Source organism: Peribacillus butanolivorans, from assembly GCF_001273755.1.
GTDB classification, from domain to species: domain Bacteria; phylum Bacillota; class Bacilli; order Bacillales; family DSM-1321; genus Peribacillus; species Peribacillus butanolivorans.
This window is the reverse complement of the sequence record NZ_LGYA01000005.1, coordinates 582299-608460: the sequence shown is the minus strand read 5'-3', so window position 1 is coordinate 608460 and position 26162 is coordinate 582299. Positions and strand designations below refer to the sequence as shown.

Annotated in this window: 30 protein-coding genes; 7 read left to right on the top strand and 23 right to left on the bottom strand. The window is 37.5% G+C overall.

Annotation, left to right across the window (positions count from 1 at the left end; genetic code table 11):
- Positions 1–131 precede the first annotated feature (131 nt).
- Positions 132–1616, bottom strand: a complete 1485-nt coding sequence (locus tag AKG34_RS24925) for an amino acid permease (protein ID WP_053348817.1) — start codon at positions 1614–1616, stop codon at positions 132–134.
- A 472-nt stretch (positions 1617–2088) separates the two neighbouring features.
- On the opposite strand from AKG34_RS24925, the gene AKG34_RS24920 reads away from it, so the two are divergent.
- The gene (locus tag AKG34_RS24920) at positions 2089–3714 is read left to right on the top strand and encodes a M4 family metallopeptidase (RefSeq protein ID WP_053348816.1); all 1626 of its coding nucleotides are present in this window, start codon (positions 2089–2091) and stop codon (positions 3712–3714) included.
- A gap of 625 nt (positions 3715–4339) precedes the next feature.
- Here AKG34_RS24920 and AKG34_RS24915 read toward each other — a convergent pair.
- The 5 genes from AKG34_RS24915 to AKG34_RS28180 form a co-directional block, all read right to left on the bottom strand.
- Complete coding sequence (locus AKG34_RS24915) at positions 4340–4750, bottom strand: hypothetical protein (RefSeq protein WP_053348815.1); 411 nt, start codon at positions 4748–4750, stop codon at positions 4340–4342.
- Between the two features lie 541 nt (positions 4751–5291).
- A complete protein-coding gene (locus tag AKG34_RS28430) occupies positions 5292–5441 on the bottom strand; it encodes a hypothetical protein (protein ID WP_053348813.1) in 150 nt (49 codons plus the stop codon).
- A gap of 240 nt (positions 5442–5681) precedes the next feature.
- The gene (locus AKG34_RS24900) at positions 5682–5897 is read right to left on the bottom strand and encodes a hypothetical protein (protein WP_053348812.1); all 216 of its coding nucleotides are present in this window, start codon (positions 5895–5897) and stop codon (positions 5682–5684) included.
- Positions 5898–6034: 137 nt separating this feature from the next.
- Complete coding sequence (locus AKG34_RS28425; RefSeq protein ID WP_169787527.1) at positions 6035–6202, bottom strand: hypothetical protein; 168 nt, start codon at positions 6200–6202, stop codon at positions 6035–6037.
- A gap of 18 nt (positions 6203–6220) precedes the next feature.
- A complete protein-coding gene (locus AKG34_RS28180; protein ID WP_161804981.1) occupies positions 6221–6388 on the bottom strand; it encodes a hypothetical protein in 168 nt (55 codons plus the stop codon).
- 550 nt (positions 6389–6938) lie between these two features.
- Between AKG34_RS28180 and AKG34_RS24895 the strand changes: the two genes are divergently transcribed.
- A complete protein-coding gene (locus AKG34_RS24895; protein ID WP_053348811.1) occupies positions 6939–7340 on the top strand; it encodes an SET domain-containing protein in 402 nt (133 codons plus the stop codon).
- A 138-nt stretch (positions 7341–7478) separates the two neighbouring features.
- Here the strand turns inward: AKG34_RS24895 and AKG34_RS28420 are convergent, their stop codons facing one another.
- The 3 genes from AKG34_RS28420 to AKG34_RS24880 all read right to left on the bottom strand — a co-directional run bounded on the left by AKG34_RS28420 (position 7479) and on the right by AKG34_RS24880 (position 9342).
- The gene (locus AKG34_RS28420; protein ID WP_053348810.1) at positions 7479–7667 is read right to left on the bottom strand and encodes a hypothetical protein; all 189 of its coding nucleotides are present in this window, start codon (positions 7665–7667) and stop codon (positions 7479–7481) included.
- A gap of 182 nt (positions 7668–7849) precedes the next feature.
- On the bottom strand, positions 7850–9142 hold the full coding sequence (gene nagZ / locus AKG34_RS24885) for a beta-N-acetylhexosaminidase (protein WP_083450964.1): 1293 nt from the start codon (positions 9140–9142) through the stop codon (positions 7850–7852).
- The gene (locus tag AKG34_RS24880) at positions 9139–9342 is read right to left on the bottom strand and encodes a hypothetical protein (protein WP_053348809.1); all 204 of its coding nucleotides are present in this window, start codon (positions 9340–9342) and stop codon (positions 9139–9141) included. Before AKG34_RS24880 ends, nagZ begins: the two co-directional genes overlap by 4 nt.
- Positions 9343–9539: 197 nt before the next feature.
- Here AKG34_RS24880 and AKG34_RS24875 point away from each other — a divergent pair, with 197 nt between their 5' ends.
- Positions 9540–9893 carry a hypothetical protein gene (locus tag AKG34_RS24875; RefSeq protein ID WP_053348808.1) on the top strand — a complete coding sequence of 118 codons (354 nt, stop codon included), beginning with the start codon at positions 9540–9542 and terminating at the stop codon, positions 9891–9893.
- A gap of 152 nt (positions 9894–10045) precedes the next feature.
- Here AKG34_RS24875 and AKG34_RS24870 read toward each other — a convergent pair whose 3' ends face one another.
- Positions 10046–10828: a TrmB family transcriptional regulator gene (locus AKG34_RS24870; protein WP_053348807.1), complete on the bottom strand. Its 783-nt coding sequence runs from the start codon at positions 10826–10828 to the stop codon at positions 10046–10048.
- A gap of 238 nt (positions 10829–11066) precedes the next feature.
- On the opposite strand from AKG34_RS24870, the gene AKG34_RS24865 reads away from it, so the two are divergent.
- Together AKG34_RS24865 and AKG34_RS24860 are read left to right on the top strand one after the other, a co-directional pair.
- The gene (locus AKG34_RS24865; protein WP_053348806.1) at positions 11067–11837 is read left to right on the top strand and encodes a TSUP family transporter; all 771 of its coding nucleotides are present in this window, start codon (positions 11067–11069) and stop codon (positions 11835–11837) included.
- A 151-nt stretch (positions 11838–11988) separates the two neighbouring features.
- The gene (locus AKG34_RS24860; protein ID WP_053348805.1) at positions 11989–12927 is read left to right on the top strand and encodes an oxidoreductase; all 939 of its coding nucleotides are present in this window, start codon (positions 11989–11991) and stop codon (positions 12925–12927) included.
- 176 nt (positions 12928–13103) lie between these two features.
- Here the strand turns inward: AKG34_RS24860 and tnpB are convergent, their stop codons facing one another.
- Both tnpB and AKG34_RS24850 read right to left on the bottom strand, forming a co-directional pair.
- Positions 13104–14309: an IS200/IS605 family element RNA-guided endonuclease TnpB gene (tnpB, locus tag AKG34_RS24855; protein WP_053348804.1), complete on the bottom strand. Its 1206-nt coding sequence runs from the start codon at positions 14307–14309 to the stop codon at positions 13104–13106.
- 400 nt (positions 14310–14709) lie between these two features.
- Positions 14710–15150 carry a peptidylprolyl isomerase gene (locus AKG34_RS24850; protein WP_053348803.1) on the bottom strand — a complete coding sequence of 147 codons (441 nt, stop codon included), beginning with the start codon at positions 15148–15150 and terminating at the stop codon, positions 14710–14712.
- A gap of 160 nt (positions 15151–15310) precedes the next feature.
- On the opposite strand from AKG34_RS24850, the gene AKG34_RS24845 reads away from it, so the two are divergent.
- Positions 15311–16303, top strand: coding sequence for an NADPH:quinone oxidoreductase family protein (locus tag AKG34_RS24845; protein ID WP_053348802.1), 993 nt, complete (start codon positions 15311–15313; stop codon positions 16301–16303).
- 38 nt (positions 16304–16341) lie between these two features.
- Here AKG34_RS24845 and AKG34_RS24840 read toward each other — a convergent pair whose 3' ends face one another.
- From AKG34_RS24840 to AKG34_RS24810, 7 genes are all read right to left on the bottom strand, one after another.
- Positions 16342–17808, bottom strand: coding sequence for a PAS domain-containing sensor histidine kinase (locus AKG34_RS24840; RefSeq protein ID WP_053348801.1), 1467 nt, complete (start codon positions 17806–17808; stop codon positions 16342–16344).
- A gap of 148 nt (positions 17809–17956) precedes the next feature.
- A complete protein-coding gene (locus AKG34_RS24835) occupies positions 17957–18385 on the bottom strand; it encodes a cell wall hydrolase (protein ID WP_053348800.1) in 429 nt (142 codons plus the stop codon).
- Between the two features lie 227 nt (positions 18386–18612).
- Positions 18613–18888, bottom strand: a complete 276-nt coding sequence (locus tag AKG34_RS24830) for a DUF1292 domain-containing protein (RefSeq protein WP_407946293.1) — start codon at positions 18886–18888, stop codon at positions 18613–18615.
- Between the two features lie 476 nt (positions 18889–19364).
- Positions 19365–20162 carry an ABC transporter permease gene (locus tag AKG34_RS24825; protein WP_053348798.1) on the bottom strand — a complete coding sequence of 266 codons (798 nt, stop codon included), beginning with the start codon at positions 20160–20162 and terminating at the stop codon, positions 19365–19367.
- Between the two features lie 21 nt (positions 20163–20183).
- Positions 20184–20981 carry an ABC transporter permease subunit gene (locus tag AKG34_RS24820; protein ID WP_053348797.1) on the bottom strand — a complete coding sequence of 266 codons (798 nt, stop codon included), beginning with the start codon at positions 20979–20981 and terminating at the stop codon, positions 20184–20186.
- Positions 20982–20985: 4 nt separating this feature from the next.
- Entirely contained in the window at positions 20986–21870 is an 885-nt protein-coding gene (locus AKG34_RS24815) for an ABC transporter ATP-binding protein (protein ID WP_053348796.1), read from the bottom strand.
- Between the two features lie 17 nt (positions 21871–21887).
- Complete coding sequence (locus AKG34_RS24810; RefSeq protein ID WP_053348882.1) at positions 21888–22505, bottom strand: TetR/AcrR family transcriptional regulator; 618 nt, start codon at positions 22503–22505, stop codon at positions 21888–21890.
- Positions 22506–22977: 472 nt separating this feature from the next.
- Between AKG34_RS24810 and AKG34_RS24805 the strand changes: the two genes are divergently transcribed.
- Positions 22978–23364 (top strand): VOC family protein, encoded by a 387-nt coding sequence (locus tag AKG34_RS24805; protein ID WP_053348795.1) that lies wholly within the window; start codon positions 22978–22980, stop codon positions 23362–23364.
- 175 nt (positions 23365–23539) lie between these two features.
- Here the strand turns inward: AKG34_RS24805 and AKG34_RS24800 are convergent, their stop codons facing one another.
- From AKG34_RS24800 to AKG34_RS24785, 4 genes are all read right to left on the bottom strand, one after another.
- Complete coding sequence (locus AKG34_RS24800) at positions 23540–23899, bottom strand: hypothetical protein (RefSeq protein WP_053348794.1); 360 nt, start codon at positions 23897–23899, stop codon at positions 23540–23542.
- A 244-nt stretch (positions 23900–24143) separates the two neighbouring features.
- The gene (rpsN, locus tag AKG34_RS24795) at positions 24144–24413 is read right to left on the bottom strand and encodes a 30S ribosomal protein S14 (RefSeq protein ID WP_053348793.1); all 270 of its coding nucleotides are present in this window, start codon (positions 24411–24413) and stop codon (positions 24144–24146) included.
- Between the two features lie 128 nt (positions 24414–24541).
- Complete coding sequence (rpmG, locus tag AKG34_RS24790) at positions 24542–24691, bottom strand: 50S ribosomal protein L33 (RefSeq protein WP_053348792.1); 150 nt, start codon at positions 24689–24691, stop codon at positions 24542–24544.
- Positions 24692–24715: 24 nt separating this feature from the next.
- Complete coding sequence (locus AKG34_RS24785; protein ID WP_053348791.1) at positions 24716–25909, bottom strand: GTP-binding protein; 1194 nt, start codon at positions 25907–25909, stop codon at positions 24716–24718.
- Positions 25910–26162: the final 253 nt, after the last annotated feature.

Genomic DNA, 26162 nt, shown 5'->3' with positions numbered 1-26162 from the left:
CTCCTGGCTTTGAATAAGAGTTTTGAATGGGGAAGGTAAAAAAGCTTACATGCACATTACTGTTTATATAGACAAGTAAAAGCCGGACAACTTAAAACAACGTTGTCCGGCTGATTTTACTTAAAGCATTATCATTCGTATTTTTTGTCAAAGTCAAACTCCACTTCTTCAAGTTTAACGAATTTAGTTTTCCTTACCAGTTTATATCCAAACCATAGACCAAGGAAAAGTGGGATTCCTAGGTATGCAGCTACTACACTGCCCCAATCAATGTGGTCTGAAAAAAACGCTTGAAAATTTTGAGATAGAATGACAATTAAGCCAATCACAATAGCAAAAATCGGTCCAATCGGAAACCATAATGCCTTATATGGCAGCTTCTCCAATGAATGGCCTTGAGCTATATAAGCTTTCCGGAAACGATAATGGCTGATAGAAATACCTAGCCAGAAGATAAATCCTGTAATACCAATAGCATTCATTAACCATATATACACTTTACCATCACCAAATACAGAAGCTAAAAATGCAAGCATACCAATGGCACATGTCAAAATCATTCCCGCAACCGGCACTCCGCGTTTGTTAAGTTTTGCAAAAATGCGTGGTGCTTGCCCATCTTTAGCCATTGAATATAACATACGTGTCGATGCATATAAACTAGAGTTACCTGCTGACAATACCGCTGTTAAAATGACTGCATTCATGAGCGAAGCTGCAAAAGCAATTCCAGCCTTTTCAAATATAAGCGTGAATGGGCTGACCATAACATTATCCCCTTGTAAACTTTCGCTTGTATAAGGGATAAGTAGCCCTATCACAAAGATTGCCAATACGTAAAAGAGTAGGATTCTCCAAAAAACGCTTTTAATAGCCTTCGGTATATTTTTGGCTGGGTCTTCACTTTCACCTGCAGCCACACCAACGATTTCTGTACCTTGAAAAGAAAAGCCAGCTGCAATAAACACAATGAAGACACCCATAAAACCACCCGGGAAAGGCGCGTCATCGACTGTGAAGTTCTTAAAACCTACTGCTTCGCCACCCATGATGCCAACAATCATTAGTATGCCAACGATTATAAAAATAACGATGGCCGTTACTTTTATGAAGGAAAACCAGTATTCCCCTTCACCATATCCTTTAACGGATAAATAGTTTAATAGGAAAATGAGTACCAAGAATGATGCACTCCACAACAATGATGGACTATTTGGAAACCAAAATTTCATAATCATTGTTGAGGCTGACAACTCCGCCGCTATGGTCATCGACCAATTGAACCAGTACGTCCATCCCAAGGCAAATCCAAATGCCGGATCGACGAATTTCGTTCCATAGGTACTGAATGAACCGCTTGTCGGCATAAAGGCTGCCAGTTCCCCTAAGCTGGTCATCACAAAGTACACCATTGCCCCAACTAAGGCATAAGCAAGTAATGCGCCGCCTGGACCAGCTGTATGGATAGCTGCCCCGCTGCTAAGAAACAGCCCGGTGCCAATAGCCCCTCCAATAGAAATCATCGTTAAATGTCGGGATTTTAAACCGCGCTTTAATTCTTGTTCTTCTCGCTTTGGAGGATGCTGAAAGATGTCGTTTTCTTGTTTTGGTATCATAAATTTTCATCCCTTTCTATATAAGCGCTTTCATTTATAGGGAAATCCATTTAATAAATTTTCCTATTTCATCGACTTTCAAATAGACCTAATTTACAATTCGAATATTCCTATTCTGAATATATGCAATTTTCATGCCAAATTTTCAAACCGCAAAATTCAACAAATTATTTTAAAAAACGCTTTTAATAGACAAAATATTTTGCACTTTATGCCATGTTTTTTTGCACTTTATGCCATGTTTTTTTGCAGCATTAAAAAAGCGGGACTAATAAAATACTAAGCTCATTTCATACGCCCTTAAATATATTCCAAATATTACTAGAAGAATATTTAGAAAGAACATTTCTATTAAAAACCATTTTTCTCCATTTTATCCCTTTAAATGTCATATTTTTGCGTGTTTTCTCCATTTGATAATAATATGAAACGATGTAAAAATGAGGTATTCTCATGAAGGAGTTGAAAGGTTATGAAAGGTAAGGTATTTTTAGGAACCGCACTATCTATCGGTCTATTATTTTCTGCTATTCCCCAACAAGAAGCTCTAGCGGCAAAAAACGTGTTAAGCGTTGAAAAGTATAATAAGCATAGAGATTCGCTAGAATTCAAGTCTGGGAAACTCACAGAACCTTCAAAGCAGACGGCAGAGGATATCATTCTTACCTTTTTTGATAAAAACACAAAGTCTTACAAGTTAGAGAAGCAAAAAGCGAAAGACTCCTTCATTATCCAAAAAAAAAGTAAGGATGAACTTGGAAATACCGCTCTAAGATTGCAACAAACCTATCAGGGCGTACCTGTATGGAATTCTACACAGGCAGTATTAATTGACCCTCAAGGTGTTTTAACAGTCGTGTCCGGAACAGTTGAAGCCAATTTAAACACTAAATTAGGGAAAAAGGCTAAAAAAGGCATCAGTAAATCAGAAGCAATCCAAATAGCCGAAACAGATATTGGATTCACTCCTTCCTACGAACAATCTCCTGAATCAGAGCTATATGTATACGCCAATGAAGGAAAGGCCGACTATGTATATAAGGTCAATTTAAATTTCTTAGATCCGGAACCAGGAAACTATAATTATTTCATTTCAGTCAAAACAGGTGAAATATTGAATAAATATAACACCCTTGATGAAGTGACGGGGACCAATTCCGTCGGTACGGGCATCGGAGTCCTAAACAATACTGTATCGTTAAACACTACCTTATCGAGCAGTAAATATTATCTACAAGACAATACACGTGGCAAAGGTATTTTCACCTATAATGCTAATAACCGGTCAAAATTGCCTGGTACACTCTTATCCAATTCAACCAACGCTTTTACTTCTTCTACCGATAAAGCTGCAGTGGATGCTCATTTTTATGCTGGTAAAACCTATGATTATTACAAATCCACGTTTGGACGGAACTCTTACGATGGAAATGGAGCCATCCTGAAGTCAACCGTTCATTATGGTTCGAAATACAATAATGCTTTTTGGGATGGTACACAAATGGTTTACGGTGATGGGGACGGCACGACGTTCATCCCATTGTCAGGCGGTTTAGACGTTGTTTCACATGAATTGACACATGCAGTAACTTCTACGGAATCGAATTTGACCTATCAGAATGAATCCGGTGCTTTGAATGAAGCTATTTCTGATATTTTTGGCACCGTTGTTGAATTTAAGAATCAAAGTGCAAAAGCGGACTATCTGATAGGAGAAGATATTTACACACCTAATATTTCCGGCGATGCCCTCCGTTCAATGGCCAACCCAACATTGAATGGCGACCCTGACCATTATACGAACCGTTATACAGGATCGGGCGACAATGGCGGCGTCCATACGAACAGCGGAATCATTAATAAGGCAGCTTATCTTATCTCCGCGGGTGGCACTCACCATGGCGTGACCGTAACTGGAATTGGCATTGATAAACTAGGAACCATCTTTTACCGGGCCAACACGACTTATTTAACTTCCTCGTCTACTTTTTCACAAGCCAGAGCAGCAGTCGTCCAATCTGCCGCTGATTTATATGGTTCAAGCAGTGCAGAAGCCACTGCAGTCAAAAACGCTTTTACAGCTGTCGGTGTGAATTAAGAGATCCACCCTATGAATTATTAAATGTCTAGGCTAATCTAATAAGTAAGACAACCTTAACACCTCCCTAAATGTACAGAAAAAAGTACATGTTAGCTGAGGTGTTTTTTTATAAGTATAAATGTAAGCAACAACCAGCACCCAAACCTAGGTACATCGGAGCTCCCACTGTGTATGACGCATGAGTTACCATTTCCGCGCAGGGAAACGCGTCCTACTATAAATCCATCATTTATCATTTCAGGACGTCCTTACTAAAAATAATAAGCACAATATTAAAAAGTCGCGCACCTTATAGGAAGTTCGTTCCGGACATTCGTATAGTATTTTCGTGCTTTAACGAACGTTAATAACGGCTGTTTTGAGAAGAAACTCCACCGTTCGAGAAAGTCTGCTTTTACGAACAGTAGCTAACCGCCCACTTCGGAAATTTTATACGCTAAGAGAATTCCAACCTAAAAAGTCGATCTCTTCTAAGTTATAGAACTAACGCACCCGTTAGTTTAAGTACAAACCTTCACAATCTTGCTAACCTGCCCCTTTAGCTCCATAAGAAAAAGAGCTGCCATAGCAACTCCCTTATTGAAGTAAAGAACCTGAGCTTAAAAAGAAGTAGCCATTATGTTTACCTTTTCAGTAAAAATCTTGGAGGTGAACCAACCTCTTGTTCTGCTTCAAAGTAAGCAAGTGAACCTTCAATACACGAAACAATAGAAGGCATTCCATAACCAACTACTTTCTTTAAGGCTTCATTTAAGGATAATTTTTTACCATCAATTTCTTCGTTCCATGAAATTACATAACACTCATTGGGTGCACCTTGTTTTTTAAGTAAAGTAGCAATTTCTTGATAATCGGAATTAGGAGTTGGTATTTCAATCATATATTCCGGAAGAAGTGTTTTGCCATAATCGTGGCAAAGTCTGTTCAATGCTTCTACTCTTTTCTTTTCTGATGATAGTTCAAATATAACTCTATCTTGTATTCTTTTAGCAAAGAACCTTTTTACAATTCTTTTTTCTTGTTCTTTATCCATTATGACCTCCCGTATACTGCTTGTTTTTACTAATCATAACAAAATCCTTATAGAACTATCCTGCCCCGATAGTAAAGAAAGAGCTGCCTTAAAGACAGCTCTGATCTTCAGCTAACGCATGCGTTAGTTGCATAAGGAAGTTGAAAAAATAGCCTGTATATATTTGAACGATGAATAACTTACCTATTTTCTTGTGTTTGTTTGCACCATATACAGAAAATTGGGAAAAACGTAACCAAAAACGTAACCATTTTTATAAAAAACTCGTCAAGCGTAAAATTGAAAGTATGAATTAAAGCAGCCGTTTCTATATTGGAATGCGTTGCTTTATTTTTTATTGGAGCATATCAGAATCCAAAATAACGGCTGGTCTATTGATTCTGCTACTGAAATTTTTAGTGAGGAATGGATATCTGATGACGAGTTTTTTGTCACCGAATCTGAAATTTATGGGAATAATAAACTCTATCATCAATTGAAAAAAGAACTTCGAATAAGAAAAACATAGGGAGATTTTAGTCTTCCTATGTTTTCATTCATATTATTTATCTGTTTGTTTTTGCTTCTTTTTCAAATACTCCGCACGTATTTTTTCAAGTTGCTGCTTTTTATCAAATTTGGCAGGCTTCTGTTTTTCACGAAACTTTGTCACAGCTACCTGACCTTTGTAATCCAATTGATATTTTCCCACTTTGTTCACCTACTTTTCTTGTCTTTAAAGAAAATCTATTCAACAAATATAATATACCTTTTTTTACTGAAGTAAACCTTATTACTTTATTAGTGTACTGCTAACTTTGCATATATCAGTAAAAACATTAAAAACTTAGTAAAATAATTCATCGCCAAATGGTATTCATTTCATTGCTATAATCAAAATAAAATGCCTTGACACTCTGCATAAGCCTCAATCATTCTATTTCTTGTTTGTTCAACTCTCTTCTAAAGGTCCAATTGTTCGGTAAATAAGGTTTAAAATATTAAAACAATCTAAGTCTACTCCATCTTTTAAATGGTTCTTAATGCTAATAACCATTACGTTCTCGATGATTTCAAATTTAGGTTTCTGAGGGGAAATATTGTTTTTTTTGCAAAGTCTTTTTACTACTTGTTTAAAAAAATCTACATCCCCAATATTTTTCTCCAAAAAATCAGCCCTTGTTATTAACTTTTCTACTTATATCTATCTTAATCCAAATATTACCTTATTCAACTAAACTGCCCCGATAGTTGCATAAGACAAAGAGCTGCCAAAGCAACTCCCTAATAGAAGTAAAGCACCCGTTAATCCATTTTCTCTTTATTAACTTTCAGTATCTCCTTTAATGTAGAATGAATATTTTGAAGGCTAATTAAAATAAAGCCCAGCATAATAAATGTTACTAATTCCCCTGTAAATATAGAGATTATTGCTATTATTAGAGCATATAAACCATAAAGCCAACCTTGCATTTTTATATCACCACGCTGCTATTTTTGATTTTTAAGTTTCCAAACCTCTTCTTCGAGATTATCTATTCTTTGTTGTAGTGCTTTCTTCGGTTCTAAAATCCTTCTCCCCAATATTACGGAGAAGCCGGTAATAGCAATAATTCCCCCAGCAAAAGCCATAAACAATATCAAGGTAATATCAAACATAAAAACAACTCCTAATTAATTCAAGGTTTGTTATTATTATCTACGTAAATTGAACAACAAGAGTTTCATTTTCCATCAACAAACTTGCCCCGATAGTTGAAGAAGAAAAATCAAAAGCATTGTTTAACAGATTCTATTTTAAAGAAGTAACAATCAAAAAAAAGTTCGTAAAAATGTACTTAAACGAACGGATAGCTAATAAACAGATTAAGGTTTATTTGTGCACATGGGTCTGTACATACCTATTCACGCATACAGCCATAAGGATTCTATGTATGGTAAAATGTTGGTTAGGAGATTATATTAGATACTTTATTACTTCGGCTTATTATTGCCGGCCCTTATTCTTCTACGAGGTCTAGGGAAGCAGCAATAGTTTTTACATCCCACTTTCATTCTTTAATTTGAATGGAAGTGTTATTACACATATAACAATCCCTTCTTTTTCATTTGAAAAAGATTAATTCCCTAAAATAGTTGCTTTTCTTCTTATTAACTGTCAAGCTTAGATGATCTAGACTATAAAGAATAGAACAAGTAGGTGACGAACATGATTGAAGTTAAAACTTCCACACTTAGTGATGGTGAGTTCAATAGAGGCGTATTTGCTACACAAGACATTAAAAAAGGTGAGCTTTTACATGAGGCACCTGTTATTGCTTATCCAAACGAAGAGCATGTTTTCATAGAGAAAACATTGCTTGCAGATTACGCGTTTGAGTATGGAATTAACCATACTGCCATGCTTTTAGGATATGGCATGCTGTTTAATCACTCTTATACTCCCAATGCTACTTATGACATAAACTTTAAGAACCACACGTTTGATTTCTTCGCTTACACCGACATAAAAGCAGGAGAAGAAATTCTTATTAATTATAATGGTGAAGTCGATAATGAAGATCCTTTATGGTTCAATAAAGAAGATAATGGTGAAGATGACGCTGAGTAACAACACCGTTACTTTTGAATGACCTGAAGGTAATACTTTATTAATGAGAGCCATTTACACAGACAACAAGGTTCAATAAAAAATCCCCTTTAAAAGGATTGTGGCAATTACACAATCACTTAAGGGGATTTTTTTTACTTAATGAGCGGAAGGCTTATTCGATTTTGATTTTGTTAAGGATTGGAGTTGGCTCTTAACCTTATCAATGTTTTCTGGAGTGGCTAGGGATTTTATTTGACTCATGGTTTTTTCACGAGTTTTTTTATTGCGCATTAAATATGCTGCTGCTCCTATCACGACAGTTCCAATCATTTTATTTGATGGCATATGAGTTTCCTCCTTGAAGTTGGTTATATTATAGTATTCCCTCTATCGGTTGATTTAAACAACAGGCCGTAGCCTCAGCCTGCATTGAATAGACTGGTAAAAACTCTTAAACTTGACCCGCGAAACCCAGCCTTCGCTGTTTTATTTGAACGAGGGCTAAGCTTTGATAGTTGATTTTCCTTTTATTTCTCCAAGTTCAGACTGTTAATATACTCTACGCTTTCAGGACTTTTCACCACTTTTGCAGCTTGATCTGGATCTACCTTTGTTTGCTTCATATTGTAGAGTTTATAAGTTAGAACTCTTTTCGTTGACTCGTTAATTCGCTCCATAGGAACTTCTCCTGCTTTCACCGCTTCAAGTAAACCGTTATATACCTCAAGCTCATGCGAATATTCATGACAGACCAATAATAAATCCGCTCCTGCAAGGATTGCTTCTTTCCCCATATCTTTATAGGAAAAATACTTATTCACAGCGCCCATTTCCAAATCATCCGTGACCACAAGCCCTTCAAATCCAAGTTTCCCCCGAAGCAAGTCTTCAATGATAACCTTGGACAGGCTTGCCGGTTTTTCTTTATCATAAGCTGGATATTTAATGTGGGTGACCATCACGAAAAACTTTTGGTTATCCATTTCACTAATAATTTTCTTGAAAGGATAAATATCCGAGTTTTCTAGATCGAGCTGGTTTGCTTCCACAGAAGATGTTTCGACATGCGGGTCAATCTCGCTGCGTCCGTTTCCTGGAAAATGCTTCAATGCTCCTGTGACGGAAGCATCGTTCAAGCCTTGAATCGCTTTCGTTCCGTATTGATAGACCTTTTCTGGATCTTTTCCCAGTGAACGGTTGTCCTTCTTTGATAAATCAAGAACTGGAGCAAAATTTATATTAATCCCCATAGAGTTCAGTTCTGTCCCGTTCAATTTTGCCACCTTGTACATGTCTTCAACAGAAGCATTTTCCCCAAGTTCCTGTTGCGAAGGGATTGGCGATACTCGTTCCCTCATTCGGATTATGTCTCCGCCTTCCTGATCGACGGCTACCATAAGCGGAAGGGAATTCTTACTGCGATCTGCCGATTGCTGAAGCGAATTGGATAACTTCGCCACTTGTTTTGGCGATTTCATATTGCGGTCAAAATAAATGACGCCCCCTATATGTTTTTGTTCGATAAGCTCCGTAATTTCACTGCTCTTCTCAGTTCCCTTGAAACCGACCATCATTAGCTGTCCAATTTTTTCTTCAAGCGTCATGTTTTCAAGCAATTCTTCTATTTTTTCATCAGTATCTGTGATGACATTGATGTCGGTTTCTTCCTTACCGCCTTGCTCTTTTTCTTTATCTGCTGTGTTTTCTACCTTCTCGGTTTCTTTGGATTTCGTATCCATATTTATTTGAACGAGCACCACCGTTAATAACGAAATGATAGCAATGAATAGCAGTACGATATACTTATTTTTTTTCTTCATTGTACTTTTTTATCCTTTCGTTCCATATCAGAATCCGCAAGCTTCCTACCGGAGATTCCCTTCATTAGATACCCCTTGCTTCCCCATATATGGACTAACGTTTCGCCCTCCTTACAGTCCTCGTTGAAAATATCAAAAGAGACTGTCGTTTTACTATTCTTCATTAATTCTCCTTTTACTAATGACACTTCATCACTCATATTGTCCGTCATTCCTTTTCTGCAAAATTTATTTTTCTTTTTCGGCTGTACTGCTTAAATCGTAATTTCTATTTGTTCTCTCTTAATAATGTTCATAAGTGACCTATTCTATTTCTTCCTTAGGAATTTATTGCATAAAGCATAAGCCACGTACCCCATACTATACATACCCCAATACAAAGGAGATACAAACCCTTATGGACGGAATCTTAAAGAATCTTGCCGATACTATTAGTCATGCAGTTGATTATGCAAAAGAAAAAGTAACAGACATCACAAGATCAACATCTGTTACGATTTTGCAGTTGAGTGAGCATATTATGAATCAGCCTGAAACCAAGCAAATGGATAAAGACCTTTTAGGTATAGTTTATTCTTTTTATCATTTACAAAAAGAAGATGTTTCGTATTATTTGGAAATGAAAAGCTCACATATTCTACAGTTGGACGTGTATTCACACGACCACACGATTGTTTCTTACCGGTCTTATCGCGATCATTCTAGCTTACCTACTCCAATAAAATTTCCAAAAAACCTTTTATCCGAATGACTATCCTGAATCGTTTAAATATATATATCCACAAATCAACAACACAGAATCAGAAGCTAAGGTAGATAATAAAAAAAGCTGATATCCCACCACATTGGGGATATCAGCTTTTTTGAACTTCATTTGAGAAACAAAGGTAAAACAGGATCTAACTAGAGTGAGAAAAACTGATCTCTTTCTCTCGATATCCAATTCTCAGCATCTTCATTATCCTTTTTAACTAGTCGGTTAACGAGGATATCATGCCAAATATAGTTTTCTAGAAAATTGATATGAACCGGATCATCTGTGTAAAACGCTGTTTCTCTTTCTTCAGAAGAGGGGCCGTAAATTGTCTCCTTGCCATCAATGGATAAGATAAACCATTTGTTCTCTCCAATATTGTCTACATAACTGGTTTTACGATGAATATCTATCCCTGGTAATGGGTTGTCAACTTGAAAAACTATACCTTTGAGATTACAATACGCTGCTGTATCTGTTAGCTCTTGTTCAAGTTTCTCATACATCTTATCCCATATGGAAACAATCACTCTTTTCTCAGCTTTTTGTAATAAAGTACGACAAAAGGATAGAATATGCCGTTCTCCTTTAAGAGTCATTACACGGTTATCGGAAATGGGCTCTGTTTTTTCAAATTGCTTTAATGTATCACTTATGGATTGATAGGTATTGTTCCATTTTGTTTGAACAGATTCTAAAAATACATCGACAGGTAAAGGTGAATATTGAACCGAATCATTAATTTCTTCTTTTAACACGATTCCCTCTTCTTGAAGCCCATTTAATATTTCATAGATACGTGCTCTAGGAATTCCTGATTCCTTGCTCACTTGATAGGCACTTGTTGGTCCTTGACGTACCAAAGAAACATAAGCCTTTGCTTCATATTGACTAAATCCTAGAGACTGAATTTTTTGAATGATATCTTGCATAGTACCTCCTAGTGCAATTAGTAAGTTATATCTATCATACCAAATCTCTATTTGAAAAGTTAAGAAGTTATAAAATCGTAAAAGTCTTATTTACATGGATGATTTTTTTAGTTACTATCTAAGTAGTAACTAAAAATGTCTTACTCTAATTTTTTTAGTAAAGTAGATAACTTTGGATTAAGGAGTCCCAATCAGCGAGTGGTTCGTCTTTAATTCTATTGATACGGAGGTTTCTTGGATGGAAGATATTAATATTTCTACACTTTTGTTGTTAGTATGTTTCGGATTTCTAGCAGCATTCATTGATTCTGTAGTCGGAGGCGGAGGTCTCATTTCTATACCTGCTTTATTATTTTCAGGTCTCTCCCCTACAGCGGCAATTGCTACGAATAAATTGGCCAGTTCAATGGGATCTTTAACAAGTACCATTGCCTTTATCCGTTCAGGAAAAGTCGATTTTCAATTAGTAGCAAAGTTGTTTCCTCTTATTTTCACAGGGTCCTTACTAGGTGCCTGGGTAGTCAATTTTGTCTCACCCGAATTATTAAAGCCAATGGTATTAGTTCTCTTAATAGCCGTTGCTATTTATACGATTCTAAAGAAAAACTGGGGACATGAATCGACTTACCAAAAACTCTCTTTGCAAAAAGCCCTACTATTTTCATTTACTATATTTGCAATTGGTTTTTATGATGGATTTTTAGGTGCTGGAACAGGATCCTTTATATTATTTGCCTTTTTGATTATTGGTTTCGATTTTTTACACTCAGCGGGAAACGCAAAATTTCTAAACTTCGGAAGTAATATTGCGGCGCTCATCATGTTCATTTTTCTTGATGCGGTCAACTTTTCCTATGGGATACCGATGGGGATTTCTATGATTGCAGGAGCTTTAGTAGGTTCTAAATTCGCCATTAAGAAAGGAGTAGCATATGTAAGAGTGTTATTTATCTTTGTTACTGTTTTCTTAATCATAAAAAATATTATTGATTACATAAAAATTTTGTAATCGTTTAAAAGCCGGCTTACCCTTAAGTTAAATTAGACTTAACATGTTTTTCGATTTGATTACACTCTTTCACACCTCTAAATGTGACATATAGGAATTATTTGGGTATATGATAGATAGATATAGAATGTGTGGAAAGGTGTGGTTGGTGATGAGTGAAAAGTGGAATGGTGAAGAAATGGTAGATGTAACTGGGAAAACGATTGTGATTACCGGAGCTAATAGCGGTATTGGCTTTGAAACAGCCTTTGTGCTCGCTAGTAAAGGGGCCGAGATAATTCTTGCTGTTCGGAATGCTTCTAAGGGCGAAAAGGCTGTCGAAAGAATTACCTCCGTCTACCCTAAGGCGGACGTACGAGTGATGCAGCTCGATTTAAGTGATTTAAGCAGCATTCGTCATTTTGCTGATTCCTATTTGGAAAACTATGACTCACTTTCTGTTCTTATCAATAATGCAGGTGTCATGATCCCACCTTACAGTAAGACGAAGGACGGCTTCGAGCTACAATTAGGAAGCAATCATCTCGGTCATTTTGCTTTGACAGGTCTGCTTCTTCCGTGTATTCTGTCTACACCAAAATCGAGGGTAGTCACATTAAGCAGCTTAGCCGCCATCAATGGATTTATTGACTTCGATAACTTAAATGGTGAAACTAATTATAAGCCCATGAAATACTATGGGCAAAGTAAGCTCGCCAATCTTCTCTTCGCCCGCGAATTACAGAACAAGTTCAATCAGCACCAAGCCGACTCGATTAGTGTTGCCTGTCACCCTGGCCTTGCTCATACGAATCTTATGTCACGCGGATCAGGAAGACCGGTAAATAAGTTCGTCCACTTTCTTTCCAAAACTATCACCCAGCCTGCAAGCATGGGGGCGCTTCCGACTCTGTACGCCGCGACTGAACCTGCCTTAACAGGCGGAGAATACATCGGACCCGATGGAAAGAAAGGCAGAAAAGGCTTTCCTAAAAAAGACGATATTATTAATACTTTATATAATGAGGAAACCTCGAAGAAATTGTGGGATATTTCGGAAACTATGACAGGTGTCAAATATAGTTTTACTGCAGACATATTCAATAAATAATCATCGAGTCAATCACTTATAAAACATTCGTTAAAAGAGCAATTTTCAATGCTCTTTTTTATTTTCCCCTTTTTAAAAGAATGGGTGAGCCTTTGAACTACCCACCACTTATCGACCTTACGGTCTGATTGTAGTGGGGGATTCCTAAGAACATTAGCCTATCGGCCAATTTTTAATTAGGCTACTCCCGTAGTTCCTACGGTTAGAAGCCTTATGGCTTCATTCATTAGATTGAGTCCTGTGTTAATATCTCGATCGTGGTGAGTAGAACAAAAAGGACAATCCCATTCACGAAGATTCAGATGTTTAACGTCTTTATTTTGGTAACCGCAGCTAGAACACAATTGGCTAGAAGCAAACGTTTTAGATACGGTCACGATTTGTTTACCATACCATTTTGCTTTGTATTCCAACATTTTTTTGAATAGGTACCAAGATACTTCACTAATACCTTTAGCTAGTTTGTGATTTTTCATCATATTCGACACTTGCAAGTCTTCCATTCCAATAACATCGTGGTTTTTGATGATTTCGGTAGAAACTTTATGTAAGTAATCCATTCGGGCATTTGAAATTTTTTCGTGTAGGATAGCCACTTTTCGTTTTTGTTTTTGATAGTTTTTGGCTTCAGCCAATGGTTTATTTTGATTCAAGGCTATTTCTTGTCGCCTTGAAAGAATCCGTTGTGCTTTGGCCAATTTCTTTTCGACCGTCCGGAAGAATTTTGGGTTTTGATAGACCGTACCATCTGAAAGAATAGCAAAATTCTTCAAACCAACATCTACACCGCACGAACGATTCGTTTTAGAAAGTACTTGTACATTGGTTTCCGCTAAAACGGAAATGAAATATTTACCCGAAGGTTTCCGCCTGATTGTGGCATTGATGATTCGCCCTTCGACTTCGCGGCTTTTAGCAAAACGAACTAGACCGAGTTTTGGCAATTTGATTTTGTTTCCAATTATTCCGATATTTCCATTCGTATATTTAGTCGTGTAGGACTGGATAGGATTCTTTTTCGATTTGAAGCGTGGTGACTTGTTTTGCTTTTTATAATATCGACTATAGGAATCTGCTAAATTTTCCACCGATTTCTGTAAGGCAATACTGTCTACTTCTTTCAGGAAAGAATACTCTTTCTTTAAAGCTGGAAGTTCTTTGATTGTTGCGTATTTATTCAGATAAGAACCTTTCCATTCATTAGAGGGTAATTGGCCGTACTGCTTCATTTCTTCACAAATATACCAGTAGGCATCTTTCTCCTTTTGTTTGCCTAAAAAGAAGTTATAGACAAAACGGGAGCAGCCGATCGTTTTATTGATTAGAACTAGTTGTTCTTTAGTTGGATAGATTCGAAATTTATAAGCTTTGTTTACGACCATTGGTTTCACCCCCTTATGTTATTATTAACTATCGAACGTATGTTTGCTAAAAGATTACTTTGGCTTATGCCAACCGCCATTCATCTCCCCCTTACCACTGGGCTCTCGCCCTTCACACGCTTGAAGAGGGAGTCTTCTGGCGGGAAATGATAAAGGAAAGATACTAATAACATTAAAGAGGGGCGGTAAATGCTTAAAATTGAAAAAAAACTACTTTATATCAAATATTCTCAACGAAAGTCTAAGATCCTGATTTGACGAAAAAAAGACAAGCAATTTTTTGATTAGCTGTTGGCTCCCCCCCTCTCATCTTCTTTCCAGATATGCTATGCGGTCCACACTAACATGGATTTTAAGACCAAAAAAAGAGGAAGCATAATGCTTCCTCTTTCTACATCCATTATTCAGCGTCAAAAACTTCGACTTTCTCCATTTTGTCGCCATTTTTCATAGCTTTAGCTGTTTCAAGTCCAGATGTTACTTTACCGAATACCGTGTGGACACCGTTAAGATGTGGTTGCGGTGCGTGAACGATAAAGAATTGGCTTGAGCCAGTGTCTTTTCCAGCATGTGCCATAGATAGGCTACCTGCTTCATGTTTATGAGGATTTCCTACAGTTTCACACTTAATCTGTGTGCCACTTCCGCCTGCACCTGTACCTGTTGGATCTCCACCTTGGCTTACGAAACCTGGGATGACACGGTGAAATACTACGCCGTTATAAAATCCTGTGTTCGCTAAGTTTTCGAAGTTAGCTACTGTGTTTGGTGCTTCGTTCGGGAAAAGATCGAATTCGATTTTTTCTCCATTTTCCATAAGTATGTATCCTTTTTTAGCCATGTAAAACATCTCCTTTAATATAAACTGAATCAAACCTTATAGTAACATTTTTAGAAGAAGAAAGAAAAGATAGAGCCATTTATTTCGAATTCAATCATTATACAGCTTACCGTCTTTTCTTATATAATTAGAATGATTTAAATCAAAGGGGGAACTAATTATGGTACAACGATTTGATGCATTAGTCGTGGACAAGCAAGAGGACCAATTTTCCGTTAGCATTCAGGAACTAACACTTGATGACTTACCTCAAGGCGAAGTGCTCATCCGCGTTCATTATTCAGGTGTGAATTATAAAGATAGCCTAGCTAGCATTCCGAATGGAAACATAGTCACAAACTATCCAATTGTTCCGGGAATTGATTTAGCTGGTGTTGTCGTTTCATCAGAGAATCCTCGTTTTAAAGAGGGAGACGAAGTCATTGCGACTTCCTATGGAATCGGCGTTTCCCAATCCGGGGGCTATAGTGAATTTGCCCGCGTTCCTGCAGAGTGGATTGTTCCACTTCCTGAGGGCCTTACATTGAAAGAAGCGATGGTTATCGGGACGGCTGGTTTTACTGCGGCCTTATCGGTTCTCCGTCTAGAAGAAAATAACCTCACTCCTGATCAAGGAAGTGTTCTCGTAACTGGTGCAACAGGTGGGGTCGGCAGCTTTGCGGTCTCGATACTTTCCAAGCTTGGCTATTCGGTTGAGGCGAGTACAGGAAAAGAATCAGAACACGGGTACCTAAAGGAAATTGGTGCCTCAACAATTGTATCACGTGAAGATGTCTACAATGGCAAGCTTCGGGCACTAGGCAAACAAAAGTGGAGTGGTGCGGTTGACCCAGTTGGCGGAGAACCACTTGCTTCTGTCCTTAGTCAAATTCAATACGGAGGTTCTGTTGCGGTAAGTGGATTAACAGCAGGTACCAATCTACCAGCTACTGTCTTTCCATTCATCCTAAGAGGTGTTAATTTACTCGGAATTGATTCCGTGAATTGCCCAATGGATACGAGATTGAAGGTTTGGCAGCGACTCGCTACCGATTTTAAGCTGGCACATTTAGAACAGCTCATACAACAGGAAATTACCCTTAAAGATTTACCGGATGTCCTTCCTACCCTTTTAAAAGGGGAAGCAAGAGGCAGAACAATCGTTAAACTATAAACCAAAAAGTGACGAGAGCATTGACTTCTCGTCACTTTTCATTGTGAATTTTTATCGATAGGGAGAATGATATCAACGATGGTTCCTTTTCCTACTTCACTACTAAATTGGATTTCACCCTTATGCTCATGAATGATTTTAGTACTGACCATGAGTCCTAATCCTGTTCCTTTTTCCGTAGTACTATAAAAAGGCTGTCCTAGATGCTTTATGCGCTCTTCTGAGATTCCACTACCCTGATCAATAAAGGAGATAACTATGGATTCCCCTTCATATTTTAACTGAATATGAAGTTTCCCTCCTTTAGGCATTGCTTCTATCGCATTATTAACGACATTAGTAAACACCTGTTTTAACTGAGTAGGCTCACCAAGGACCCATACAAAATTCTTTTTATATTCTTTGATAATTTCAACGTCATTTATTATTGCCTGAAACTCGGCTAACATAATTACACTGTCTAATATATCGGTAAGCTGAATCGATTCCCAAACCTTCGCTTCAGGCTCTGCTAAACTCAAAAATTCATTGGCTAAAATTTCAATTTTCTCAACTTCACTTACAGTCATTTCAAGATAGTCCTTTTTATCGGGGCTTTCTCTCAATAGTTGTAAAAATCCTTTAACCGTTGTTAACGGATTCCTTATTTCATGTGCAATACCCGCAGCCATCTGCCCCACCGCAGATAGCATGTTAGATTTACAAAGTATTTCTTCTGTTTTCTTACGCTCGGTAATATCTCTGCAAAACACCTGTATGGCTGGACGGTCCTTATAAATAATCGGAAGGCCAAGTGTTTCTCCATAAAATTCTTGTCCATCAAGTCTAATGAACTTTTGCTCCAATAAATCAACTGCTTTATAATCGTCTCTCATTATCTTGATTCGTTTTTTTACAGTTTCTAGAGAATCAGGGTGAACGAACTGAAAAACGGACATGCCAATAATATCATCAACACTATCCATACCTAGCATTTTTGCCCCCATAGGATTCATATACTCAATGACCCCATTGCGATGCACAAAAATCGCTTCAGGTGATACTTCCACTAAACTGCGATACCTTTCTTCACTTTCCTTCAAGGCAGCTTCAGCAAGCTTTTGATCCGTGATATCCCGATAAACGAAGGCCAATGCACTCGGCTCATTTTTATTGTCTCGGATAGTAAAAAGGGAGATGCTCACATTGATTAACTGGCCATCTTTTCTTTGTCTAACCGTTTCAAAGCCTTTCTTTTGTTCCCCTTCCCTAACCTGGCTATGCAATTCATTTACTGACTCCTTCAAGAATTCAGGAATAATCGGAAACGGCTTACCTATTATTTCATCATTTTTCCAACCAAAAAATTCTTCAAAAGCAGAATTAACTTGAAGGGTTTTTCCTTCCAGATCAACGATAGAAATGGCGTCCGCATTATTCTCCATGAAAGACTTAAGTTGCTCTGTGATTTCCTCCGACTGTTCTCCCATTTGCCTTTGCCCATAATTAACAAGCCTTTTACTCATCAATTTTTTTATTCCTTTCTTATCCGGAAATTTACTGTCTCAATTTTACAGTATCAGTAAATCATTTGCTAGTTTTATCATATGATATTTTGATTACATACTTGACACACAAAGAGGCCAAACCTCCATATAAGGTTCAGCCTCTTTCCTAAAATGTATTATAAATATTTTCACACTCTGCACCTGTGGGTTCATAAAAACAATGAAGCTTAAAACGCCCAGCTAAAGGCTGGTTATACCAGGTTGCCGGACAATCTCCCGGTGGCCTGAAGTACCATAGGCTAAATTTTGAAGGCCATAACCTTTCACCATTTACATTACGACGTGCAAGACTTTTTTCTCTCTCTCTTGCTCTTTGATAAAAATAACCTTTTTGAACAGCTTCGAAGGCATGTTCCTGATAAACCATATCCGGAATCGTTCTTAATCCTATAAAATCGGAACAGTCCGACCTTATCCGGTTGATTCCAACATTCCCAATCATCAGCATGCCTTGATCACCTTCGCTCTCACCTTCAGCTCTAAGCAACCTTGCCAACAATGCAATATCAGAATCCGTATGTTTTACGACAGCCATTCTATCACCTCCACTTTTTTTATCCTATGCCTAGTGGGTAGAAAAATGACTTCTTGATTTAACAAAACCTTCATACACACTACATGTCCTTTCAACAACGCGGCACTATACTTAAGTAAGGCTGGATAGCACGCGTGGCTATCATGGTATTTGGCGAAGGCGGGGCCAGTACTTTTCATACATATAAAAAAGACGACACCCAATGTGCCGTCTTTTCTAGTTTCCCATCAATCCTGCGGATCAAAAGCTGCTTCGAACGCTAGGGATACCTTTTCGAACTCCTCGTCCGTTTCGATATCGATTAGCTCTCCTTCACCCTCGACTCTGAAAAAGAAAATATCAATATCATCCTCTGTATCTTCTTCAATATCTTCAAGCAAGCCCACTGCTACATATTCCGTTCCTTCTACATCTAATGATCCTAGAACTTCAACCTCATGGCCCTCATCATTGTCATCAGTAAGGGTGAAAACTTCACCTTCTCGAATTTTTCCCATAATAATATCTCTCCTCCCATATCCATTAATAATGGCGTTGTTCCCATAGTATATCTACTATTTCATATAGAAACAAATTTTTGCTTACAAAAAGATAAATATTTGCCTCAGCAAATACAGTCAAAATGAAATAATCTGGATAATATCTCATCTCCAGAGTTTTTTACACTAAACAACTATTGATTTTATTTAACAGCTTCTCTAATTCTTACCCAGTTTATAAACAGAAACTTTGGAAGCCTCAATTAGCTAATTTGATTTTCTCATCTTTAGCTAGCATATTGGGGTATGTTTCACACAAGATACATCCACTGATTTCTGCAGTTTGATAATCCTTATTATGTTAAAAGGGATAATAGTGAAATTTCACAGAATCTTATGCATGTTAAATCACTAACAAATACGAGCACGAAAAAATATAACACAATAAGCAATTCTAAATCAGAAAAGGAACCCCGACTTAGAGTTCCTCCATCGCAATTCTATATATTCAGGTCCCTCTTTTGATACAAGATATAGGTGGCATTTATTAATACTACAACTATTACCACTGATAATATGACAAATACTGCATCAAATCCATCACCAGCCAAAATGTACTTAGCCTCAAAATATTTAAATGGAATGATGTATTTCAAATTTTCAAGCTTACTGCTGAGCTCGACGGCAATCGATAGAATATAGGTTAGTAGAAGAATCCCTGTTGCTATCGATGTCGCAAGTTTTGGACGCTTGCTCACCGCTGCAATGCTGGTGCCAATTGCTAAGAATATCAGCTGTAATAGGAACATTCCTCCCACTAATGCTGCTATTTTGCTCGTAATCTCTGCACCACTATCATAATAGTTTACCATCATGGCCGATAAAAGGAATGTGATGAGGTTAAAAAGAAAAAGAAGGATAATCGCTGCCGCTAACTTGGAGGTGATAATCCTACTTCTTGAGACAGGCTTTGCCATCAAAAATTCAGAGGTTTTATCCCGTTCTTCCTTAGCAATAGAATTTGCCCCCAGCATAACGGCATAAATGGCTGCCATCAACAAAAGGTAAGAGAAAATCAGACCATAATAGCCAAGTGCTGTCGATATATCTAAGGTGCTTACACCAAAAATCGCTTGGAGCGACTTCGGCATTGCCGCAAAAAGGTCGTTTGCTGACTGTCCGGACGATTGCATCCCCCCATACTTGCTCATCCCTCCCGTTATCATGGCAAGAAGTCCCACCGACCACCAAATTAACGACTTACGGCTAGACATTAACTCTCTTAGCACAATGTTCATGATAGAAACACCCCTTTCTGATTACACAGTATGAATATCTTTTTTTGTAAAAACAATAAAGCTCACAGCCACAGTTGCAACAATAAAAATTGATCCAATGATAATGTACTGAGCTTCGTAGCCGGAATGTCTGATGATATAAGCAAGATCAAAATATTTAAATGGTGTTAAATAACGAACGGCCTTTTCCCCAATGACCGACCCAAACATATAGAGTATAAAAAACGCAAAAACAGTACTAAGTGAGAGGGGAAGAACCGATTTAATCCTTGAAACAAGCACAGAAAGCAAAAATCCAAAAGATGCAAACATAAGCTGAACGAAAAAGTTTGTTGCTGAGATCATGAAAAAAACTTGGTAATCAATGGATTCCTTTGCGACTATATTTGCCATAAGTGCTGCTGCCCCCATAAAGACGATATTCGTGATCAACAAGGAAGTGACAACCACCAAAGCTTTGGACGTTAGTATTTCTTTGCGGGCAACAGGCTTCGTCAACAGAAATTCAGCTGTTTTCCCGATGATTTCCTTCGATAAAACCCCCATCCCCAGGTTCATTCCCTGAATGGCTCCACATAACATGATATATAAAAAGACATAGGAGTAAAATCCAAGAAACGATGTAATGCTGTCAATTTGAACGCCGACTGCTTTAAGGACACCCTCAGGGTAACTAGCAAGAACCTTTTTAAATTCTTCACCTTCCCTTTCAATCGTTGGAAAAATGGATAAAAAGAGAACAGCTATTGCAACAAGAGACAGAGTCCAAATTATTGTGGACTTCCGATTCACCTTTAATTCATGCAGAAACATGTTCATCTCCTCATACCTCCTTTTCGTAATAATGAAGAAAGATTTCCTCAAGGTCCGGCTCATCTACCCATACATTGGAAAGCTCGATCTCCGAGAGCTTTCTCATGATGAGATTGATATTGCCCGAAAACAGAAAACTAATGGTATTATTGGTCGCTTCCAGATTTGTGACACCATCTGCATCAAAGAAATCGACATCAACAGGAACCTTTGTTTCAACCTTAATCTTCTTGTGGTTGCTTTCCTTTAGAGTACTTATTTTCTCAACCTTAATGATTTTCCCTTCTTTAATGATCGCCACCCGGTCGCACATCTTCTGGACCTCACTTAAAATATGGGAGGAAAATAGAATAGTTGTTCCTTTCTTGTTTTCCTCCTTCAAGAGATCAAAGAACTTCTGCTGCATTAATGGATCTAAACCGCCGGTCGGTTCATCGAGTATAATCAGCTTCGGCTTATGAAGAAGCCCCTGCACAATCCCTACCTTCTTCCGGTTTCCATAAGACAAATCATCAATTCTTTTACTCAGGTCAAGATCCATAATTTCAGCAAGCTCCTGGATCCGTTTCCTGCAATCCTTCTTATAAAAGCTGGCTGAATAGTTTAAGAGATCCTTCACTCGCATCCTGTCATAATAGAAAACTTCAGATGGCAGATAGCCAATGTCTTTTTTAATTTCGGAAGCAGACTGAACAGAATCTTTACCAAAGACCGTTGCGCTACCGCTTGTAGGATATATAATCGACAATAGTGTTCTAAGTGTAGTAGATTTACCTGCACCATTTGGCCCGATAAAACCAAAAATTTCCCCCTCTTCAACATGAAAGCTCACATTCTCGATTCCTCTGGCGTTTCCATACGTTTTGGTCAGATTTTTAATCTCAATCACGTTCATTCCTAATAACCCCCTTTTCATTTATAGAAGCTTCTTTTAAACATTTCGATGTACTGCTCTCCTTCAGAAAAGACCTCTTCATAATCCGTTTTTTTCAAATTAAGCGCCTTAGCTTTGGTTAGAACCTCGTTGCTAAACCCTTCAAAGGTCCAAAGAATGCTTTTTATCGCTTTTTGAATGTCAATATCGTCACGGAACTTTGAAGTATCAATGTCATCAAAGATCGCGGTCGAGCTTTTTACGGAAAATATTTTTTCTTTAAAATCGCCCTTAATATCATTGGCTTCTTCTAAAATTGCCTTTTCAAAAAAACGAATGATATCGGGGAATTTATTCAGCAGTTCCATCTTTATAAGCGAAATTTGCCGCAATCGGGCAAAAAAGTCTCGTTCCTCAAGATTCACTTTTTCATAAAACTCTTTCATCACCATATCCAAACAATAATCGAATAAAAATAAATACAAAGTCTTCTTATTTTGAAAATAATGGAATAACAGACCTTTCGAAATGCCCGCTTCCTTCACAATCGCATTGGTGGATGCATTGTCATATCCCCTTTCCACATAAACCTTAATTGCAGCATTCAGGATGCGCATCTGCTTCTCCTCATCTAGGCTTAAGAACTTCGAAAACATTTGTACAACCCAACCTTCTATAAAATATATTTCTGAATTTCCTTTTTTAACCACATAGGTCATTTTCAATATACTTCTGTTGACCACATTGGTCAACATAAAATTTCCAAAAAAAAGAAAATCAATAAGATGTTTTACATTGGTCTATTAGTCTTTAATCCTTTTTAGAGTAAAAGAAAAAAACAGGCTTTCTTCTCTAAATAATACTCATGTTTCAACCCCTAGTAGACCTGAAGCACACTTTTAAAACAAGAAAAAAAGCCCTTTATAAACATGGGCTTAATTTAGAAAGACTACTCTAGGTATGGGTTTTGCCTCCTGGTCATTTTTTACGATTTACCAGTCCAATCTTCCTTCGTCAATCATTTTTTCAATAATCAGACAAACACTACCTCAAATTGTAATTTTATAACGAATAATGTTATATATACTAATATCAGCATATTGTACCTAAACAGAAGGAGGAAGATCCTTGGCTATAAAAAGAGTCGATCATATTGGAGTTGTTGTTAGAGATCTTGAAAAATCCATAACCTTTTATCAGGATGTTTTAGATTTAAAATTGAAATCGCGGGTGCCACATACAGATGGGGTAATCCAACTAGCATTCCTTGGATACAATGATTCAAACGAAACAGAAATTGAATTAATTCAAGGTTATAGCGACACGTTGCCATCCGAAGCAACAATTCATCATTTTGCCATCAGTGTCGATGATATAGAAGAAGAATATGCTCGGATTCAAGGCCTTGAAAACGTTGAGCTAATTGATCAGGAAATTGTTACCCTGCCCAATGGTTATCGCTATTTCTACATATATGGACCAGAAAAAGAATGGATTGAATTTTTCCAAAGATAATTATTAATAAAAAAGCAGAGTTGCTAAAACTTCTGCTTTCTTTGCATTGCATCATAAAACACCTCTCTTTTACAACAATGCTGAAATATATGGTTATATCATACCTACTAAAGGAATCCCCCTTCTCTTTAACCAAAATAAAAAGAACCTTACAGGTTCTTTTTTGGTTTAGCTGTTAGAATGCATATTTGAATAACCCATAATATAACGGTCCAAGACAGACGACTAATGTGATTGCAGTCAATAATTTACTAATAGAATCAGGTAATTCTTCCGCTTTCTTATCACTATTGTAGTCTTTGCTCATAAAACTGAAAATTATATCCCATAGCAAAGAACCAACAAATACGAATTTCCATACCAGAGGTGTAAGGATAGAGGTTTTCGTTATGTACCCAAATAACCCTATCCAAGTGATAATCGAGATGACAAAATCCATTTTTGCAAGAGAGGTTTTATAGGCACCTTTAATGAGAAAACCAATCGCAGCCGTTCCCAATATTCCTAAATAAATCATCCAAAATATATGTCCCATTACTCATTCCTTCTTCCCTATGATTCTTCAATTATATGAAGAACCAAAGGAAAAGGAAATCTCTTAATATTTGAAGCCATTGTCCAAACGATGTAAGCAGAAGTTTTGCGTACAAGAAGCCACCACATCCAGGAACATTCGATACAGGATTCAATGAACTAAAAAAAATGGTGTGATGACTATTACGAATAATGATGATTCAAGGGAACCTACCCCTGAATCACCTTTGCTTTTATCCCCGTTATTACCAGCTTGCCTTTTTGACACCAGGTAAATGTCCTTTATGAGCGAGGTCTCGAAAAACAATACGTGACATGTTAAATTTGCGCATATACCCACGCGGTCTTCCTGTTACTCCACAACGATTGTGAACACGTGTTGGTGAAGAGTCTCGTGGGAGTTTGGCCAATGCATCAAAGTCCCCTTTCTCTTTCAGTTCCCTTCGGATTTCTGCATATTTTTCTACCATCGCCAACTGTTTTTGTGCTTTTACTACTTTAGATTTTTTGGCCATTTGAATCTCTCCTTTATTAAAATATAGAGAATGTTATTTAGGTTATATAATTCTATAAACTGTTCACGATTCTTTCCGCTACCTATCTTTCTTCATAAAACATAATCATTACGATTTAAAATTCAAAATTACTTCGTTTCACGGTGAAGCGTGTGTTTCTTTAAACGCGGGCAGTACTTTTTCAATTCAATGCGATCCGGGTTATTCCGCTTGTTTTTCGTTGTGATATAATTTCGGTCCCCTGTTTCTGTGCATGCTAAAGTGATGTTTACTCTCATCTTTGTTTCCTCCTATTTAGTTTTTTAATGAACTATTTCCGTAAAGGCAGGTAATGGATCTTCATACAGAGACCAATCCTGCTGCAACTCTATTTCCGTCAATAAGCATTGATCTAATTCATTTTCGATTTCCTGTTGATTCATTTGAATGCCAATCATCACTAGTTCCGTCATCCGGTCTCCGTAAAGATCATCCCAGCTTTTCAACAATTCAGGTTCATCCTGCAATATCTGCTGTTGTTCATCTTTAGGATAAGCTGCAATCCATTTACCTGCTCCCTGGATCATTAATGACGGTCCAGCCTGTGATAGCAGGCCTGCTGTATCATTTCTCGTTGCCAACCAAAGGAAACCCTTTGCCCGCACCACTTCCACCGGCCAACTTTCTAACCACGTCATCAGCCGCGATGGATGAAATGGCTTTTTCCTTCTGTAAACGAAGGAGGCTATTCCATATTCTTCGGTTTCTGGAATATGCTCTTCATTTAATTCCTTTATCCAGCCTGCTCCTTGGCTTGCCTTTTCAAAATCGAACAGCTGGGTGTTCATGACTTCTTTTAGCGGCACCTGGGAATGACTCGTTTCAATGATCCGCGCATCAGGATTTATTTTTTGAAGAACCGCGTTCAATTCCGCAACTTCTTCTGCTTTCATTAAATCGATTTTATTTAAAAGAATCACATTAGCGAACTCTATTTGGTCAATCAATAGATCAACCACTTCCCTCTGATCGGCCTCATCGGTTGCCTGCATTCGATCAATAAGAGTTTCCCCTGAAGCGTAATCCTGCCAAAAGTTCTTCGCATCAACAACGGTAACCATCGTATCGAGCCGACAAAATTTTGATAAATCAATTCCCACGTTTTCATCAACATACGTGAAGGTTTGAGCGACTGGAACGGGTTCACTGATACCAGTCGATTCAATCACAATATAGTCGATATTACCTTTTGTGGACAGCTTTTCAACTTCAATCATTAAATCCTCACGAAGTGTACAGCAAATGCAACCGTTCTGCATTTCCACCAACTTTTCATCTGTCCGAGTAAACCCTCCCTGTTTGACAAGGGACGCATCAATATTGACCTCACTCATATCATTGACGATGACCGCAACCTTCAGATTCTCTCGATTTTCAAGGATATGATTCAGCAGCGTCGTCTTTCCCGCACCAAGGTATCCACTTAAAACCGTAACGGGGATTTTCTTATTTCTCATTCACAAACACTCCTTAAACATATCTGCATTTTAAATCCATTCACAAATCAAAATCATTACGATTTATACTATGGAATTACTTTCTGTTTAAATCCACCCCCTTATAATAAAACGTAATCATTACTATTTGCAAGTTTTTTTCAAAATATTTATTGATTTCATTTTCAGTATAAGAATCATAAAAATAAAAACAAAAATAAATGGAGACCCAATTACACATAAGCATGTGTAAAGAACCTCCAGTGCTTTTTTT